Below are 16,247 nucleotides of genomic sequence, written 5' to 3' on the forward strand. Positions count from 1 at the left end.
GAGGCACTGACGATGGCGTGGCTGCTGGTCGTGGTCGCGGGACTTCTGGAGACCGGCTTCGCGGTCTGCCTCAAGCTCTCGCACGGCTTCACCCGGCTCTGGCCGACCATCGCCTTCTGCGTCTTCGCCCTCGGCAGCTTCGGCCTGCTGACCCTGTCGCTGAAGAAGCTCGACGTCGGGCCCGCCTACGCGGTGTGGACCGGCATCGGCGCGGCGGGCACCGCGATCTACGGCATGGTGTTCCTGGACGACGTGGTCTCCACGCTCAAACTGGTCTCGATCTCCCTGGTGATCCTCGGCGTGATCGGACTCCAGCTCTCCGGCTCGTCCCACTGACGGCCTGACCCGCTGACGGCCTGACCCGCCGGTATCTCCCCCACCAGCTTCTCCCCCACCGTCCGCTCAGGCCGCCACGTCCGGCAGCCGGCCCACGATCTCCCGCACCAGCGGCACCCCGTCTCCGGCCACGCCCGGAGGCGGCGGCACCAGTGCGTAGGACAGGGCGAGCCGAAGAGCGAGTTCGCACGCCATGGCCAGGGCCGCCGGGTCGTACGGGGGACGGCCCTCCTCCAGAGCGGCCACCGCGCGGTCCCTGACCTGGCCGAGGAGTTCGGCGGGGGTGGGAGGTCCGGCATCGGCCCTGCGCTGGGCCGGCACGGCGGAGGGCGCACGGCGCACCGCGGCGGCGGGGCGGGGCAGCCGCTCGCCCCAGCAGCCCGTGAGCAACCCCCTGACCAAGGCGTTCGCCCGGGTTGCGCGGACCGTCCAGGCAGCGGTGGCGGCCAGCCTGTCGCCCGTACCGCCCGAGGATCCCAGCGCCTGCTCGACGCCTGCCAGATAGCTGTCGGCGGCGCGCCGGAGCAGGGCGCGGGCCAGTCCGTCCTTGCTGCCGAACTCGTTGTAGAGCGTCTGGCGGGACACCCCCGCGCCCGCCGCCACATCGACCATCCTCACGGTGGGCCAGGGCCGGGCGGCCAGCGCCGCGTGGGCCGCGTCCAGCAGTGCTTCCCGCGCTGTCGGCATCATCGCCTCCCCCACCGAGGGCCCTGCGATTCAGAGTTGAGGCGCTCCCGCACCCTGTCAAGGGGCCGCGCGGCCTCCGGGCCCATGTGGCTCCGTTCAGCGGCGGTGGATACTGTGACGGCATGCCCGATTACCACGATGATCTGCGCCTCGCCCACGTGCTGGCGGACGCCGCCGACGCGACGACGATGGACCGGTTCAAGGCTCTGGACCTCAAGGTCGAGACCAAACCGGACATGACGCCGGTGAGCGAGGCCGACAAGGCCGCCGAGGAGCTGATCCGCGGCCACCTCCATCGGGCACGTCCGCGCGACGCGATCCTGGGCGAGGAGTACGGGATCGAGGGGACGGGTCCGCGCCGCTGGGTGATCGATCCGATCGACGGCACCAAGAACTACGTGCGCGGCGTGCCGGTCTGGGCGACGCTGATCTCGCTGATGGAGGCCGGCGAGGACGGGTTCCAGCCGGTGGTCGGTGTGGTGTCCGCGCCCGCGCTGCAGCGGCGGTGGTGGGCGGCGAAGGGGGCGGGCGCGTTCTCCGGCCGGAGCCTGACCTCGGCGACCCGGCTGCAGGTCTCGAAGGTGGAGCGCGTCGCGGACGCCTCGTTCGCGTACTCCTCGCTGACCGGCTGGGAGGAGCAGGGCAGGCTGGACGGCTTCATGGACCTGACCCGGGCCTGCTGGCGCACCCGTGGGTACGGGGACTTCTGGCCGTACATGATGGTCGCCGAGGGTTCCGTCGACATCTGCGCCGAGCCGGAGCTCTCCCTCTGGGACATGGCGGCGAACGCGATCATCGTCCAGGAGGCCGGCGGCCGGTTCACCAGCCTGGACGGGGTCGACGGACCGGGTGGCGGAAATGCCGCGGCTTCGAACGGGACGCTCCACCACGAACTGCTCGGCTATCTGAACCAGCGCTACTGAGCGTGCCGTACCGGGCCGTCCGGGCCCGAGGCCGTACCGGGGCGTCCGGGCCCGAGCAGGCGCGCCGAACCAACGAGGGGGCGTGCGGCACTGCCGCACGCCCCCTCAACGACCTTCACTCCCCCTTGTTGCCGCCCCGCATCGGTGCCACTCTGAGAGTCCCCCCACTTGTGAACTTGTGAATCGGCTCACAGAATCCGTTTCACGCAGGAGGTGGCTCCCCTCATGCTCGTCCGCGACGCCATGAGCACGATGGTCCTCACCATCGGCCCGGCCCACACCCTCCGCGAGGCCGCCCGGCTGATGTCGGCGCGCCGGATCGGAGCAGCCGTCGTGCACGACCCGGACACCTGCGGGTTCGGGATCATCACCGAGCGCGACATCCTCGACGCGGTCGGGCTGGGGCAGGACCCCGACACCGAGACCGCGTCCGCCCACACGACGACCGATGTGGTCTTCGCGGCACCGACCTGGACGCTGGAGGAGGCCGCCGAGGCCATGACACACGGAGGCTTCCGGCATCTGATCGTGCTGGACGCCGACGGGCCGGTCGGCATCGTCTCGGTGCGCGACATCATCCGCTGCTGGACGCCGGCCAGGCGCCACCCGATGGAGCTGGCCGGCTGACGGGCGCCGCACGGCCGGCCGGCCCCCGCGCAGGGGAACCGGCCGGCCGCCGGAACGGAGAACCCGAGCCGGCCCGGCACGGTCCGGACGAGAGGGCCCGGGGACAGCCCTTCAGCCGCGCAGGGCCTGGACGGCCGCCTCCAGCCGCTTGCCGAAGTCCCCGTCGGCCTGGCGGAAGTTGTTGATCGCACGCTCGGCGATGTCGTCGCGCGAGACCTTCGCTATGAACCCCGCGAGGTTGTCGATCAGCCGGCTCTTCTCGTCCTCGGAGTAGAGCCGGTAGAGGTTCCCGGCCTGCACGAAGTCGTTGTCCTCCGCGTGGCTCGGCGCCTCGTGGGTGCCGGTGCCGCCCGTGACCTGGGTGGCCTCCCACAGGGGGCGGCCGGTCTCGGCCGGCCCGCCGAAGCTGTTCGGCTCGTAGTTCTTCGCACCCTTGTGACGGCCGTCGTACAGATACCCGTCACGGCTGTTGGTCCGCGCCTCGGTGGCGTGCGGGCGGTTGACCGGCAGGTGGTCGGCGTTGATGCCGACGCGGTAGCGGTGCGCGTCGCCGTACGCGAAGAGACGGCCCTGGAGCATCTTGTCGGGGGACGGGCCGATGCCGGGCACGAAGTGCGCGGGGCTGAAGATCGACTGCTCGGTCTCGGCGAAGATGTTCTCCGGGTTCCGGTTGAGCTCCAGCTTCCCGATCTCGACCGGCGGGTAGTCCTCGTGCGGCCACACCTTGGTGAGGTCGAACGGGTTGAAGCGGTACGTCGCCGCTTCGGCCGCCGGCATGATCTGCACCTGCACGGTCCAGGACGGGAAGTCGCCCCGCTCGATGGACTCGCGCAGATCGCGCTGATGGCTGTCCGGGTCCTCACCGGCGAGCTTGTTGGCCTCGTCCTGGGTGAGGTTCTTGATGCCCTGGTCGGTCTTGAAGTGGTACTTGACCCAGAAGACCTCGCCGGCCTCGTTGCTCCACTGGTAGGTGTGCGAGCCGTACCCGTTCATGTGACGGAGCGTGGCCGGGATGCCCCGGTCGCCGAAGAGCCAGGTCACCTGGTGGGTGGACTCGGGCGACAGACCCCAGAAGTCCCAGACGTTGTCCGCCTCCTGCGAGCCGGTGTACGGGTCGCGCTTCTGGGTGTGGATGAAGTCGGGGAACTTGATGGCGTCCTTGATGAAGAACACCGGGGTGTTGTTGCCGACGAGGTCGTAGTTGCCGTCCTCGGTGTAGAACTTCAGCGCGAAGCCACGCGGGTCGCGTACCGCGTCGGCGGATCCGAGGTTGCCCGCGACGGTGGAGAAGCGCAGGAAGGTCTCGGTCTGCTTGCCGACCTCGGAGAGGAACTTCGCCCGCGTCCACTGCGAGACGTCACGCGTCAGCGTGAACGTGCCGTACGCACCGGCGCCGCGGGCGTGCACGATGCGCTCCGGTATGCGTTCACGGTTGAAGTGCGCGAGCTTCTCCAGCAGCGACTGGTCCTGCACCAGGACCGGACCGCCGACGCCCGCCGTCTGGCTGTTCTGGTTGTCGGCGACCGGTGCGCCGGCCTCCGTGGTGAGCGGTCCCTGTGTCACGTGCGCCTCCTGCGTTGTTCCTGCACATACGTCATGCCGTCATGGCTCATGGCGAGCACAACCTGCCCTGTCCCACGTCGTAGCCGATCCTACAATGGACTAAGTCCAAGTCAAGGTGGCATCCAAAGCCACACCCATTCGGAATCCACTTCACCCACTGTTAGGCTTGCGCCATGAGTGACCTGCTGGAACGACTCCGTGGACGCGGCTGGCGCATGACCGCACAGCGGCGCGTCGTGGCCGAGGTTCTCGACGGGGACCACGTACACCTGACGGCCGACGAGGTCCATGCGCGAGCCGTCGCCAAGCTGCCCGAGATCTCCCGCGCCACCGTCTACAACACCCTGGGCGAGATGGTGACCCTGGGCGAGGTCATCGAGGTCTCCACCGACCGCCGGGCCAAGCGTTACGACCCGAACGCACACCGCCCCCACCACCACCTGGTCTGCGCGAGGTGCGGCGCCATCCGTGACGTACACCCGGAGGGCGACCCGCTCGCGGATCTGCCGGCAGGCGAGCGCTTCGGCTTCATGATCTCCGGCGTCGAGATGACCTACCGAGGCATCTGCCCGAACTGCGCCGCGAGCGCCTGACCTCGACGCACCTCCGCCCTCACCGGACGTTCCCGGTGAGGGCGTTTCGCGTGGGCGCCACGGGCAATACACCCAGGACGCCCCCGCCCGCCCGGCGTTCCGCGGGCCCCCGGACACACCACGCCGAGCGCACCCCCTGCGCACCCCCTTCCCGAATCTGACGGGTCGTCATATCGTCATCGGCGATCACAGCCGCCCACGCGACGGCTGCGCACCTCGATGTGTACGAGGAGAGACCCGTGGGAGACCCGCACCCGAACCCACCCCAGGCAACCGCGCAGACAACCACCGCCCCCAAGCTCCGCGCCCGCGCGCTCTCCCGCTCCTTCGGGCGGGGCGCCAAGGCGCTGGCCGCCCTGGGACCCGTCGATCTCGACATCGCGCCGGGCGAGTTCACCTGCATCGTCGGACCGTCCGGCTGCGGCAAGTCCACCCTGCTGAGAATCGCGGCCGGGCTCCTGCGCCCCAGCGCCGGTGAGCTGTCCATCCGTACGACGTCGCCCCGGCCGGCCGCGATGATCTTCCAGGACTACGGGATCCACGACTGGAAGACCGTCCTCGCCAACGTCCGCTTCGGCCTCGACATCCAGCGCGTACCCCGCCGGGTGGCCGATGCCAGGGCGCGCGACTGGCTGGACCGGCTGGGTCTCGCCGATTTCGCCGGCGCCTATCCCGCCGAGCTCTCGGGCGGGATGCGCCAGCGAGTGGCGATCGCCCGCGCACTCGCCGTCGAGCCCGAGATCCTGCTGATGGACGAGCCGTTCGCGGCGCTCGACGCACAGCTGCGCACGATCCTCCAGGACGAACTGCTCGACCTCACGCAGACCACCCGCACCACCACCCTGTTCATCACCCACAGCCTGGAGGAGGCGATCGTGCTCGGTGACCGGGTCCTCGTGATGTCCGCCCGGCCTGGCCGCCTCATCGCCGAACACCGCCCTCCGTTCGCCCGGCCGCGCACCGGCTCCATCCGCTCGACACCCGAGTTCACCGCGCTGAAGAGCGAGTTGTGGGAACTGCTGCGCGGCGAGGTCGGCGGAGAGGCGGCCCCGGTATGAGCACAGCCGTGAAGTCCACGAGCACCGGCGAACAGATCCTGGTCCGCAGGCCTGGGCCGCAGGAACTCCATCCCGTACGCACTCACCGCCGACGCCGCACCCTGGAGATCGCCCTCGCCGTCGCCGTACCGCTGCTCCTCGTGCTGCTGTGGCAGCTGGCCGCCGCCAGGTCCTGGATCGACGAGCGCGTCTACCCCGCACCCTCCACCATCTTCGCCGACGGCTGGGACCGCGCGGCCGACGGCGAACTGTGGCCGGATGTGTGGGCCACGCTCAAGCGGGTCCTCGGCGGTTATGCGATCGGCACGGTCGCGGGCTACGCCCTCGGCCTGCTGATGGGTTCGCTCGCGCTCGTCCGGGCCGCCCTGGAACCGCTGCTCGACGCCCTCTACGTCGTACCGAAACTGGCGCTCCTGCCCGTCTTCCTCAATATGTTCGGCCTCGGCGAAGGGCCGCAGATCGCCCTGGTCGCCGCCACCGTCTTCTTCTTCGTCTGGATCTCGACGATGGCGGCCGTGCTCGCCGTTCCGGCCGGTCACCGGGATGCCGGGCAGGTGTTCGGCGCCTCGCCCTGGCAGATGTTCCGGCACATCCTGCTTCCCGCCTCGCTCCCCGCCGTTCTCGTCGGCGCCCGGATCGCCGCGGGGGTGGCGGTGCTGGTCATCGTCGCCTCGGAGCAGATCGCGGCGGCCGACGGACTGGGACACCTGATCTTCGACTCCCGCGCCCTGTTCAGGAACGACGTGATGTTCGTCGGCATCGTCTGCGTGGCGGTACTGGGCGTCGTCTTCTCCGAAGTGGTGCGGATCGCGGGCCGGCTGCTCACCCCGTGGGCCCCACGCGATCGCGGCCGCAGTCAGTCGTGAACGGCTCAACCCGCTCCCCTTACGGAGGAACTGTGCGCACACGTACCCCGTTGACCTGCACCGTCGCACTCGTGGCGGTGTCCCTGCTCGGTGCGGCAGGCTGCGCCGGGACCGACTCGTCGGACGGCGCCGACGCCGCCGACGCCGCGCCGCGTACCGTCCGGCCGGTCGCCGGCTGTGGCACCGGCGGCTGGACCGATCCCTCGGATCTCGCACCCGACCGCGAGCCCGCCCGCTGCGACAAGGGGGCTCCGGCCCCCCAGCCGCTCACGAAGAAGCGGAAGATCACCGTCGCCACCGGCACCCTGAGCGCGGAGTACGTCGCGCCGCTCCAGGTCGCGGTCGCCAAGGGCGAGTTCGCGAAGGAGGGCCTGGACGTCTCCCTGAAGGTGCTCCCCACCCCTGACGCCCTGCCCCTGCTCGCCAAGGGGGACGTCGACGCCCAGTGGGCGGCTCCCGAGGCCGCGGTGATGAACGGCATCAACGGCGGCTTCGCCATCAAGTGGGTCGCGGGAAACTTCTCCCCCGACCCGGCATCGAAGAGCGGCCTGTGGGTCAGGCTCAAGGACGGCGAGAGCGCCGATCACGTGGACATGGCGGGGCGGAAGCTCGGCACGATGATCGGCAAGGGCTCGGTGATCGCGTATCCGATGGACACCTCGCTGAAGAAGCACGGCGGCGGCCTCGACAGGATCAGCTTCCAGCAGCTCGGCTCCGCGGACGTGCTCACCGCCCTGCAGAACGGCGGTGTGGACTCCGCCTGGCTGCTCGACCCGATCTGGCGGAAGGTGGACGGCGACAAGAAGTACGCCTTCCTCGGCGGCCAGCCGGTGGGAGAACCGCTCGGCGGGCTGCTCTTCGGCCCCAACCTGCTGAACAAGGACCCCGACGCGGGCGTCGCCTTCCTCCGGGCCTATATCCGCACGGTGAACACCTACTTCGCGGGCGACTACAAGTCCGACCCCGCCTTCGTCACCGAACTGGCCGGGCTGATGAAGACCGACGAGGACACGCTTCGCTCGACCCCCTCGATGCGGATGGACTGGGAGATCCGCAAGGGCACGACGGACCGGTTGCAGAAGGCGTACGCCGACTCGGGCGTCTCGGAGGGCGATCCGGTCCAGGAGGACAAGGCCGTGGACCGGGCGATGTACGGGGAGGCGGTGGGCCACAAGCCCTGAGCCGGTGAGCGTGGAACCATGAGACATGCGCAGAGGGCCGGATCCCCGAAAGGATCCGGCCCTCTGTCTTCAGTAGCGGGGACAGGATTTGAACCTGCGACCTCTGGGTTATGAGCCCAGCGAGCTACCGAGCTGCTCCACCCCGCGTCGTTGTGGTTGCAACACTACGTCACGCCCTGGACCAGCGCAAATCCCTTTCCCGGGCACCCCCACCAGGCCGCACCGGGCAGCAGCTTCGCCCCGCAGCGGGCCGCGGTGCGCCGGAAGGCCCCCCGCGCCCCCACGTCGCACCGGTGCGGCCCGCGCGGCCCGGGGGGCCGCAGCCGCTACGCGGTCAGCTCCTGATGCAGCGCCTCGCGCAGCCGCGCGGCCCGCTCCGAGACCTCCGCGGGCCCCAGCTCGACGGCCCGCGCACACCACCGCTGCCCCTCGGTGAGCTCGCCTCGGCGCGCGGCCAGCAGGGCCAGACGCAGAGCGGCCCGTCCGTGTCCGTCGTCGGCGGCACGGCTCCACCACAGTGCGGCCTCGCGCTCGCTGCCCTCACGGGCGAGCAGCAGACCGAGGTTGAAGGCCCCGTTACGGCTGCCCGCCTCGGCCGCGTCCCGGTACCAGCGGGCGGCGCTCTCCACGTCCCCCCGGGCCGCGGCGAGCATGCCGACACGCACCTGGGCACGGCGGTGCCCCTGCTCGGCCGCGCGCTCGTACCACTCCTCGCACTCGGTCTTGTCCGGCATCGGCTCGCCGAGCACGGGCGGACCGGGCGGCGGCCTGCGCGCGTCCAGCAGCCCGGCCAGGCGGAAGGCGGCTTCCGCACTGCCACCGCCCGCCGCGCAGCGCAGATGCCGCTCGGCCTCGCGCTCCTGGCCGTGGTGCAGCATCGCCATGCCGACCTGGAGCGCGGCCTCGGTGTGGCCCGCCGCCGCGGCACGCTCGTACCAGCGCAGCGCCGCACGGTCCTCGTCGCGCCCGGCGTGCAGGATGCCGAGATTGAAGGCGGCGTCGACGCTGCCGGCCTCGGCCGCCTTGGAGAACCAGGGCTCCGCCCCGGTCGCGTCACCCGCCTGGAGCAGGAGCACGGCCAGCGCGTTGGCGGCCTCGCGGTGTCCGGCGTAGGCGGCGCGCCGGTACCACTGCTCGGCCTGCGGCGTGCGGTCCTGGGCGGCGCAGAGCAGCCCGAGGTTGTACGCGCCGTTGACGTCGCCCGCGTCCATCGCCGCGCGGTACCAGCGCTCGGCGGTCTGCTGCTCGCCCCGGGCCGCGTGCAGCGCGCCGAGTGCGTTGGCGGCGTTGCCGTCGCCGTCCTGGGCGGCGCGCAGCCACCACACGGCGGCGCTCTCCGTGTCGCCCGCGTCGCGCAGCAGGAAGGCGAGGGCACAGGCGGCCCGCGCCTCGCCCGCCTTCGCGGCGATGAGGTACCAGCGGCCGGCCTCCTTGAGCTCGCCGCGCTGTTCGAGGATGGAGCCGAGGTGCAGCGCGGCACGCCGGTGCCCCCGGGCGGCGGACTGCCGGTACCACTGCTCGGCCTCGCCCACACGTCCCGTGCCGGGGCCGGCGACCGGGCTGTCGTCCTTGCGCGCGGCGGGCCCGCGCGCTCCGGCGCCCGCCTCGGACCCGGGTCCGGAACGGGGGCCCAGGCCGTGGCGGCCGAACGCGTCGTGCGCGCCGTCCGTCGCGTTGCGCTCCAGCATGCGTGCCAGCCGGTAGGCCGCCTCGCGGTGACCTTGCTCGGCGGCGGCGCGCAGCCAGTGCTCGGCGCCCACGTCGCTTCGGTGTTCCAGCAGGTCGGCGAGGGCGTACGCCCCCAGCGCGTGGCCCTGCTCGGCGGACTGGCGCAGCCAGTACTCGGCGCCGGGCTCGTCACCACGTTCACGGTAGTGGCGGCCCAGCGCGTGCGCGGCGGCGGCGGAACCGGCGACAGCCGCGATCCGCCACCAGCCGGCCGCCTCGTCCGCGTATCCGCGCTGGTGCAGGAGGACACCCAGATTGTTGGCCGCGGCACGGTCGCCGTCGGCGGTGGCCGCACGCAGATAGGACTCGGCACCGCTCAGGTCGCCCCGGCGCAGCAGCAGCGCGCCGAGCACGCTCATCGAGGTGGTGTCCCCCGCGTCGGCGGCGCGGCGGTGACGCGCCTCACTCTCGGCGGCGTCCGCGCTCGCCGCGGTCTCCGCACTCTCGGCGTGCTCCACGCCGTCGGCGGACTCCACGGTCTCTGCACTCTCGACGGTCGCGGCACACTCCGCTGTCTCGGCGGTCCCGATGTGGTCGTTGTACTGCGCGGCGGCATCGGCGAATGCCATATCCGCTGCCTTTTCCGCCGGATGGACGCGCCGCTGCACAAACCGCCCTGTCTCCAACAGAGTTGCCCTGTCCCCCATAAATACCATCGTCGCACCACCCGCAACCCGCGTACACCTGGTATATCGCGGCCAGTGAGGTCACTTCAGCGTTTTGTCGACATGCCCACAGAGAGACAAGTCAAACACGCTCGTGCCCAACTCGCGCCTCATGAACCGCACTTCACGCAGACTGCACAGAAAAGTCACCACGACATGACGAAGGCCCGGATCCCCTGGAGGATCCGGGCCTTCGTCTTTCAGTAGCGGGGACAGGATTTGAACCTGCGACCTCTGGGTTATGAGCCCAGCGAGCTACCGAGCTGCTCCACCCCGCGTCGTTGTGTTCAAACCGTACCACGACGCGGGGATGCAGCTTTACCGGTTACTCAGCCGCCGCTGTCGGCACTGGCCGACGACGCCGGCTTCTTCGCACCGTCCGCCGTGCCGGGGCTGCCGGACTTGGGCTGGGCCGCGGCCGCCCGCTCCAGCGCGTCCTGCAGTTCGTCCTGGGCCTTGCCGTAGGCGGTCCAGTCCTGTTCCTTCAGGGCCGTCTCACCTGCCGTATAGGCCTTCTGCGCATCGGCGATCGCCTTCTTCAGCGCGGCGTCACCGGTGGCCGGCGGCTCCGTGGTGTCGCCCGGCGGTTCCGTGGTGTCGCCCGGTGGCTCGCTCGTATCGGAGCCGTCCACCCCGAAGACCGCGTTGAGCGCCTCCCCGAGACTGTTCTCGAAGACGATCTTCGATCCGTAGGACGCGGCGACCTTGCGCAGCAGCGGATAGTTCTGCGTGCCACCGCGCGTGTACACCGGCTCGATGTAGAGGAAGCCGCCTTCGAGTGGCACCGTGAGCAGGTTGCCGTACTCGATGTCGGAGTCGGTTCCCTTGAGGTTCCTCACGAACTCGGCGACGTCGTCGTTGCCGTTGAGCTCACTCTGTACCTGACCGGGGCCCTTCACCGTGGTGGTGACTCTGAGCAGCCTTATCGTGCCGTAGTCCTTGCTGGCCGCGTCGGCGTCGACCGCCATGAACGCCCCCAGGTCGGGTCGTCCCTTGGGCGTGAACGTCGTCGTCAGCGAGAACTTCTGAGCCTTCTGGTCCGGCATCTTTATGCTCAGGTAGTACGGCGGAACGGCACCGGACTCCTTGTTGGTCGGATCGTCCGGGACCTGCCAGGCGTCACTGCCGCTGTAGAACTGCGCGGGGCTCGTGACGTGGTAGCGGGTGAGCAGTTCGCGCTGCACCTTGAACAGGTCCTGCGGGTAGCGCAGGTGGTCCATGAGGTCCTGCGGAATATCCGCCTTGGCCTTCACGGTGCCCGGGAACGCCTTGCGCCAGGTCTTGAGGACCGGGTCCTCGGTGTCCCACTCGTACAGCGTGACCTTGCCGTCGTACGCGTCGACGGTGGCCTTCACCGAGTTGCGGATGTAGTTGACCTGGTTCTGCTGGGCGACCACCGCACGCTGGTTGGTGGTCAGCGAGTCGGCCGTGGTGTCACCGAGCGTCGTGCGCGAGGCGTACGGGTAGCCGTTGGTCGTGGTGTACGCGTCGACGACCCACTGGATCTTCCCGCCGACCACGGCCGGGTAGGCGTCGCCGTCGATGGTCAGCCAGGGGGCGACCGCCTCGACGCGCTCCTTGGGCGTGCGGTTGTAGAGGATCCTCGAACCCTCGCCGATGGCTCCCGAGTACAGGATCTGCGGCTCGCTGAACGCCACGGCGTAGGCGGCGCGGTTGAACGCGTTGGAGAGGCTGACGCCGCTCTTGCCCTTGTAGCTGGTGGTCTTCTCGCCGTCCTCCTCGTAGTCGAGCTCCTTCTGGGGCCCGCCGACGATGGAGTACTGCTCGGTCTTCTCGCCGTAGTAGATCTCCTGCTGGTACGTGCCCAGCTCGCCGGTGGTCGGCAGACCGGACTCGGTGAAGTCGGGAGATCCCTTCGGGTTCTTGCCTGTGGTGGTGCCCCGGGCCGCGATCGCGCCGTAGCCGTGGGTGTAGGTGAAGTGGTCGTTGATCCAGTTGCGCTTGGGGATGCCCTGGAGGTTGAGCTCGCGCAGACCGATGACCGTGTCCTGCTCCTTGCCGGTCGCGTCCTTGTAGCGGTCGACATCCAGCGTCTTGGGGAACTGGTAGTAGTTCCTCTTCTGCTGGAGCTGCTGGAAGGCCGGGGAGACGACGTTGGGGTCCATCACCCGGTAGCTGGCCGCGGCGTCCGCGCTGGCACGGAGCTTCGTGTCGTCGTCCGTGGTGGACTTGCCCGCGTAGTCGGTGACCTTCGCGTCATCGATGTCGTAGGCGTCGCGCGTGGCCTTGATGTTCTTCTGGATGAACGGGGCTTCCTTGGCCTGCTCGTTCGGCTGGACCTGGAACTTCTGCACGATCGCCGGGTAGAGCCCGCCGATCAGGATCGCGGAGAGGACCATCAGCCCGAACCCGATCACCGGAAGCTGCCAGGTGCGGCGCCAGAGCGTCGCGAAGAACAGCACCGCGCAGATCGCGGCGATGCAGAACAGGATGGTCTTCGCCGGCAGATAGGCGTTGGCGTCGACGTAGCGCAGGCCCGTCCAGTTGTCCGTGGCCTTGAAGTCGCTGGACTTCACGGCGAGCCCGTAGCGGTCGAGCCAGTAGGCCACGGCCTTCAGCGCGACGAAGATACCGAGCAGCACCGAGAGATGGCCGGTGGCCGCCCCCGTCGCCCGCGCGCCGGGGCTGGTGATGCGCAGCCCGCCGTACAGGTAGTGGGTCAGCGCGGCAGCGATCAGCGAAAGCACCGTAGCCGCGAAGCCGAAGCCCAGCAGGAAGCGGTACCAGGGCAGATCGAAGGCGTAGAAGGACACGTCCAGGTGGAACTGGGGGTCCTTCTGGCCGAACGACACCCCGTTCACATACATCAGCCAGGTACGCCACTGGCCGGAGGCGGACGCTCCGGCGATCAGACCGACAAGAGCGGTGATCGCGAGCAGCACCCACTTCTTGTACGGGGCGAGACCCATCCGGTAGCGGTCCAGGCTCTGCTGCTCCAGCGACATCGCGCTCAGCGGCGGCCGGAGCCGGTGCGCGAGCCAGATGTTCACACCGATGGCGACGGCCATCAGCAGTCCGAAGACGAGGAACAGCCCGATCTTGGTCCACAGGGTGGTGGTGAAGACGGACGAGAATCCGACCGACCTGTACCAGAGCCAGTCCGTCCAGAACCCGGAGAACATGACGAACGCCATGGCGAGGACCGCCAGGACGCCCAGTGTCATGAGCAGGGTTCGGGCACGCCGGGACGGGCGGCCGACTCTGATCCGTGGCCCGGTCGGGCCTCCGCCGCGGTCCGGCATCTGGAAAGCCAACGTGCGCACCTCAAAGTTCGCGGTCGTGTGGAGCGGGCCCAGCGATCGTAGAGCCCACCTATGCAACTTACTGAGGCTTTACCTAGTTCCCGTTCCCGGGGCGGAAGGAGGCAGGATGTTGTCCATGTCCAACGTTTCCTCTTCAGGCCCTCCGATGGCCGCGAGCCCGCTCACCGTCGCGGTGCTCGAAATCGACGCATACATCTCCGGCCTCGGCTGGGACCAGCCCGCCCGCCTCTTCGCCCTTGTCGACACCGCACGGCTGCGGGCCCAGGAGCCCGGCCTCGCCGCTCAGCTCGGTCTCGACGACGAGGGCTCGAAGGCCGCCGCGCTCACCCCCGTCGAGCAGGAGGAGCTTCCCGCAGGCACCGCGCTGGACGAGTTCCTCGCCACGATCGCCTGGCCCGACGCGGTCGTCGGGTGCGCGATGACGGTCGAGCGGCTGATGCTGCCGCCGTCCGCCGAGGCCTCCGTGCCGGAGGGCCTCGACGACGCCCAGCTGACCAAGTGGGTGGCCAAGCACCCCGACCGGCAGGAGGTGCGGATGACCGTGGCCGTCCTGCGGGACGGCGCCCGCGAGTCGGCCGTGCGCCTGCGCGAGAAGGACTCGCCCAACGACGTGCTGACCGGCGCCGGCCTGGTGCCGGGGCTGGCCGAGGCGCTGGCCGCGACCTTCGAGTCCTGACCCCGCGGTCCCGCCCCGGGGGCGCGGGGTCAGCCTGTCGAGCAGCTCGGCAGTGCGGCCGTGTCCCCGGTGCGGATCTTCTCCAGCGACTTCTTGGCGTCGTCGATGGTCTTGACCCTCACCAGCGTGAGTCCGTCCGGGGTGTCGGAGGCGGCCGCCTCGCAGTTCTCGTCGGGTGTCAGGAAGTAGCGTGCACCGGCGTCGCGCGCGCCGACCAGCTTCATGTTGATCCCGCCGATCGGCCCGACCTTGCCCGTGTCGTCCATCGTCCCGGTGCCGGCGATGAACTTGCCGCCCGTCAACTGGCCCGGGGTCAGCTTGTCGATGATGCCCAGGGAGAACATCAGACCGGCGCTGGGGCCGCCCACGTCGGCGAGCTTGATGTCGATCTCGAACGGGAAGGTGTGGTCGGTCCCCGCCTGGATACCGACGATCGCCCGGTTCTCCTTGGGGGCCTTCTCCGTGGTGATGGTGACCTTCTCGGTGCCCTCGGGCTCCTTGCCGGCCTTCTCGGCCGCCGCCGCGGTCTTGGCCGGGACGACCGTGAAGGTGACGTCCTGGCCGGGCTTGTGCTTGGTGACGAGCTTCGCCACGTCCTCGGGCTGCTTGACCGCGGTGGCATCGACGGCCTTGATCACATCGCCCGCGTGCAGCTTGCCCTGGGAGGGGCTGTCCTTGAGGACGGTGGAGACCACGACCCGCGACGACACCGGAATCCCCAGCTCGGTGAGTGCCGCGACCTTGGCACTCTCCTGGGACTGGCTGAACTCCTCGGCGTTCTCCTGGGTCGACTGCTCCTCGGTCTTGCCGTTCGGGTACAGCGTGTCGTGGGGCACGACCACGCTGTCGTGGCCCAGCCATCCGTAGACGGCCTCGACGAGGTTCATCCGGTAGTCGGCGCCGGTGACCCTGACCGTCGTCATGTTGAGGTTGCCGGAGGTCTCGTACGTCTTGTGCCCGCTGATCTGCAGGACGGGCTCGCCGTCGACCTTGCCGAGGGTGTTCACGGTCGGCCCGGGTGACATCTCCGAGTACGGCACTTTGATCACCAGGGCTGCGCAGAGCAGCACGATCAGGATCAGAGTGGACGCGAGCATCGTCGCGGTGCGGCGTGGCATGGAACGACAGTACGGGAAACGCCTGTCAGTGCACCGCCGGGGCCGGTCCGTACGCGGACCGCGGCTGGGTGCGGCAAGGGCGACGGGCGGCAGAGCCGGAGGGAACGGGCGGTGGATTGGCGACTGTGTACGCCCGGCGCGGCGTCAGACGTTCGAGACCTGCTCGACGGGCTCGGAAGCGGAGTGTGAACGCTCCATCGCTTCACGGAACCGGGCGTAGCCGGCGAGCTCGGTGACATCGCCGGTCGTGCGATTACGGGCGGCCCAGCTTCCCCATATCGCAGCACCGAACGCAGCGAAAAGCGGAATCAACAACCAGGCGAGTGCTGCCATGACGACCTCCCTGCCTCATGAGCAACCGCAACTGAATGATCAGCAGATTAACCATCCGCGGAACTAACGCTCATGGCAGGGGTGCGGTTACGCAAATCGGGGTGGATGTCCGCCTGCACGGTTTGCGCTCAGCAGGCGCCGACCCACTCCTCCGTGCCGTCGGAGAAGCGCTGGTGCTTCCAGATCGGAACCTCGTGCTTGAGGTCGTCGATCAGCTTGCGGCAGGCCTCGAAGGCCTCCGCCCGGTGCGGGCAGGAGACCGCCACCACCACCGCGAGATCGCCCACCTCCAGTTCACCCACACGGTGGACTGCGGCCAGCGCACGGACCGGGAATCCGGCGACGACCTTCTCCGCCACGCGGCGCATCTCGTCCTGCGCCGAGGGGTGGCACGAGTAACCGAGCGCCCCGACGTCCTGCCCGCCGTCGTGGTTGCGCACGGTGCCGACGAAGAGCGCGGTGCCACCCGCCGCGTCGTCGCCCACGGCACGGAAGACCTCGTCCACCGAAAGCGGTGTGTCGCGGATCTCCAGGAGCCGGATGGGATCCTGTGCCGCCTGCTCGCCCGGGTGGTCATACGTGGGTGCCATGGCCACCATCGTGCCGTAC

15 protein-coding genes and 2 tRNA genes are annotated in these 16,247 nt (G+C 69.8%); 8 read left to right on the top strand and 9 right to left on the bottom strand.

The window, feature by feature from the left end:
* Positions 1-12 precede the first annotated feature (12 nt).
* Positions 13-336: a DMT family transporter gene (locus tag ACZ4LX_RS25615; protein WP_259928749.1), complete on the top strand. Its 324-nt coding sequence runs from the start codon at positions 13-15 to the stop codon at positions 334-336.
* Positions 337-402: 66 nt separating this feature from the next.
* Here ACZ4LX_RS25615 and ACZ4LX_RS25620 read toward each other — a convergent pair whose 3' ends face one another.
* On the bottom strand, positions 403-1,023 hold the full coding sequence (locus ACZ4LX_RS25620; RefSeq protein WP_467649151.1) for a TetR family transcriptional regulator: 621 nt from the start codon (positions 1,021-1,023) through the stop codon (positions 403-405).
* A 122-nt stretch (positions 1,024-1,145) separates the two neighbouring features.
* Between ACZ4LX_RS25620 and hisN the strand changes: the two genes are divergently transcribed.
* Both hisN and ACZ4LX_RS25630 read left to right on the top strand, forming a co-directional pair.
* Entirely contained in the window at positions 1,146-1,946 is an 801-nt protein-coding gene (hisN, locus tag ACZ4LX_RS25625; protein ID WP_467648972.1) for a histidinol-phosphatase, read from the top strand.
* Between the two features lie 225 nt (positions 1,947-2,171).
* The gene (locus ACZ4LX_RS25630) at positions 2,172-2,573 is read left to right on the top strand and encodes a CBS domain-containing protein (RefSeq protein WP_467648968.1); all 402 of its coding nucleotides are present in this window, start codon (positions 2,172-2,174) and stop codon (positions 2,571-2,573) included.
* A gap of 111 nt (positions 2,574-2,684) precedes the next feature.
* Here ACZ4LX_RS25630 and ACZ4LX_RS25635 read toward each other — a convergent pair whose 3' ends face one another.
* Entirely contained in the window at positions 2,685-4,136 is a 1,452-nt protein-coding gene (locus ACZ4LX_RS25635) for a catalase (protein WP_467648965.1), read from the bottom strand.
* A gap of 173 nt (positions 4,137-4,309) precedes the next feature.
* On the opposite strand from ACZ4LX_RS25635, the gene ACZ4LX_RS25640 reads away from it, so the two are divergent.
* From ACZ4LX_RS25640 to ACZ4LX_RS25655, 4 genes are all read left to right on the top strand, one after another.
* Positions 4,310-4,729, top strand: coding sequence for a Fur family transcriptional regulator (locus ACZ4LX_RS25640; protein WP_467648961.1), 420 nt, complete (start codon positions 4,310-4,312; stop codon positions 4,727-4,729).
* 239 nt (positions 4,730-4,968) lie between these two features.
* Complete coding sequence (locus tag ACZ4LX_RS25645) at positions 4,969-5,787, top strand: ABC transporter ATP-binding protein (protein ID WP_467648959.1); 819 nt, start codon at positions 4,969-4,971, stop codon at positions 5,785-5,787.
* Positions 5,784-6,653, top strand: coding sequence for an ABC transporter permease (locus ACZ4LX_RS25650; RefSeq protein ID WP_467648956.1), 870 nt, complete (start codon positions 5,784-5,786; stop codon positions 6,651-6,653). The genes ACZ4LX_RS25645 and ACZ4LX_RS25650 overlap by 4 nt, the downstream gene beginning before the upstream one ends.
* Before the next feature lie 32 nt (positions 6,654-6,685).
* Positions 6,686-7,834 (top strand): ABC transporter substrate-binding protein, encoded by a 1,149-nt coding sequence (locus ACZ4LX_RS25655; protein WP_467648953.1) that lies wholly within the window; start codon positions 6,686-6,688, stop codon positions 7,832-7,834.
* A 73-nt stretch (positions 7,835-7,907) separates the two neighbouring features.
* Here the strand turns inward: ACZ4LX_RS25655 and ACZ4LX_RS25660 are convergent.
* The 4 genes from ACZ4LX_RS25660 to ACZ4LX_RS25675 form a co-directional block, all read right to left on the bottom strand.
* Positions 7,908-7,981 (bottom strand) — tRNA-Met (locus tag ACZ4LX_RS25660).
* Between the two features lie 179 nt (positions 7,982-8,160).
* Positions 8,161-10,218, bottom strand: a complete 2,058-nt coding sequence (locus ACZ4LX_RS25665; protein WP_467648949.1) for a tetratricopeptide repeat protein — start codon at positions 10,216-10,218, stop codon at positions 8,161-8,163.
* Between the two features lie 213 nt (positions 10,219-10,431).
* Positions 10,432-10,505, bottom strand: a tRNA-Met gene (locus ACZ4LX_RS25670).
* A 51-nt stretch (positions 10,506-10,556) separates the two neighbouring features.
* Complete coding sequence (locus ACZ4LX_RS25675) at positions 10,557-13,490, bottom strand: UPF0182 family membrane protein (protein ID WP_467649148.1); 2,934 nt, start codon at positions 13,488-13,490, stop codon at positions 10,557-10,559.
* Between the two features lie 127 nt (positions 13,491-13,617).
* On the opposite strand from ACZ4LX_RS25675, the gene ACZ4LX_RS25680 reads away from it, so the two are divergent.
* A complete protein-coding gene (locus tag ACZ4LX_RS25680) occupies positions 13,618-14,187 on the top strand; it encodes a PPA1309 family protein (RefSeq protein WP_467648945.1) in 570 nt (189 codons plus the stop codon).
* Between the two features lie 29 nt (positions 14,188-14,216).
* Here ACZ4LX_RS25680 and ACZ4LX_RS25685 read toward each other — a convergent pair whose 3' ends face one another.
* The 3 genes from ACZ4LX_RS25685 to ACZ4LX_RS25695 all read right to left on the bottom strand — a co-directional run bounded on the left by ACZ4LX_RS25685 (position 14,217) and on the right by ACZ4LX_RS25695 (position 16,228).
* Positions 14,217-15,305, bottom strand: coding sequence for a YlbL family protein (locus tag ACZ4LX_RS25685; RefSeq protein WP_467648942.1), 1,089 nt, complete (start codon positions 15,303-15,305; stop codon positions 14,217-14,219).
* Positions 15,306-15,449: 144 nt separating this feature from the next.
* Positions 15,450-15,638: a hypothetical protein gene (locus ACZ4LX_RS25690; RefSeq protein ID WP_467648939.1), complete on the bottom strand. Its 189-nt coding sequence runs from the start codon at positions 15,636-15,638 to the stop codon at positions 15,450-15,452.
* Between the two features lie 128 nt (positions 15,639-15,766).
* Complete coding sequence (locus ACZ4LX_RS25695) at positions 15,767-16,228, bottom strand: molybdenum cofactor biosynthesis protein MoaE (RefSeq protein WP_467648936.1); 462 nt, start codon at positions 16,226-16,228, stop codon at positions 15,767-15,769.
* Positions 16,229-16,247 lie beyond the last annotated feature (19 nt).

The sequence above is a fragment of the Streptomyces sp. NPDC026062 genome (assembly GCF_055568375.1).

Coding starts and splice junctions, on each gene's coding strand:
- ACZ4LX_RS25690 (WP_467648939.1), bottom strand. CDS start 15,638: ATGGCAGCACTCGCCTGGTTGTTGATTCCGCTTTTCGCTGCGTTCGGT.
- ACZ4LX_RS25675 (WP_467649148.1), bottom strand. CDS start 13,490: ATGCCGGACCGCGGCGGAGGCCCGACCGGGCCACGGATCAGAGTCGGC.
- ACZ4LX_RS25620 (WP_467649151.1), bottom strand. CDS start 1,023: ATGCCGACAGCGCGGGAAGCACTGCTGGACGCGGCCCACGCGGCGCTG.
- ACZ4LX_RS25685 (WP_467648942.1), bottom strand. CDS start 15,305: ATGCCACGCCGCACCGCGACGATGCTCGCGTCCACTCTGATCCTGATC.
- ACZ4LX_RS25615 (WP_259928749.1), top strand. CDS start 13: ATGGCGTGGCTGCTGGTCGTGGTCGCGGGACTTCTGGAGACCGGCTTC.
- ACZ4LX_RS25640 (WP_467648961.1), top strand. CDS start 4,310: ATGAGTGACCTGCTGGAACGACTCCGTGGACGCGGCTGGCGCATGACC.
- ACZ4LX_RS25650 (WP_467648956.1), top strand. CDS start 5,784: ATGAGCACAGCCGTGAAGTCCACGAGCACCGGCGAACAGATCCTGGTC.
- hisN (WP_467648972.1), top strand. CDS start 1,146: ATGCCCGATTACCACGATGATCTGCGCCTCGCCCACGTGCTGGCGGAC.
- ACZ4LX_RS25630 (WP_467648968.1), top strand. CDS start 2,172: ATGCTCGTCCGCGACGCCATGAGCACGATGGTCCTCACCATCGGCCCG.
- ACZ4LX_RS25695 (WP_467648936.1), bottom strand. CDS start 16,228: ATGGCACCCACGTATGACCACCCGGGCGAGCAGGCGGCACAGGATCCC.
- ACZ4LX_RS25680 (WP_467648945.1), top strand. CDS start 13,618: ATGTTGTCCATGTCCAACGTTTCCTCTTCAGGCCCTCCGATGGCCGCG.
- ACZ4LX_RS25665 (WP_467648949.1), bottom strand. CDS start 10,218: ATGGTATTTATGGGGGACAGGGCAACTCTGTTGGAGACAGGGCGGTTT.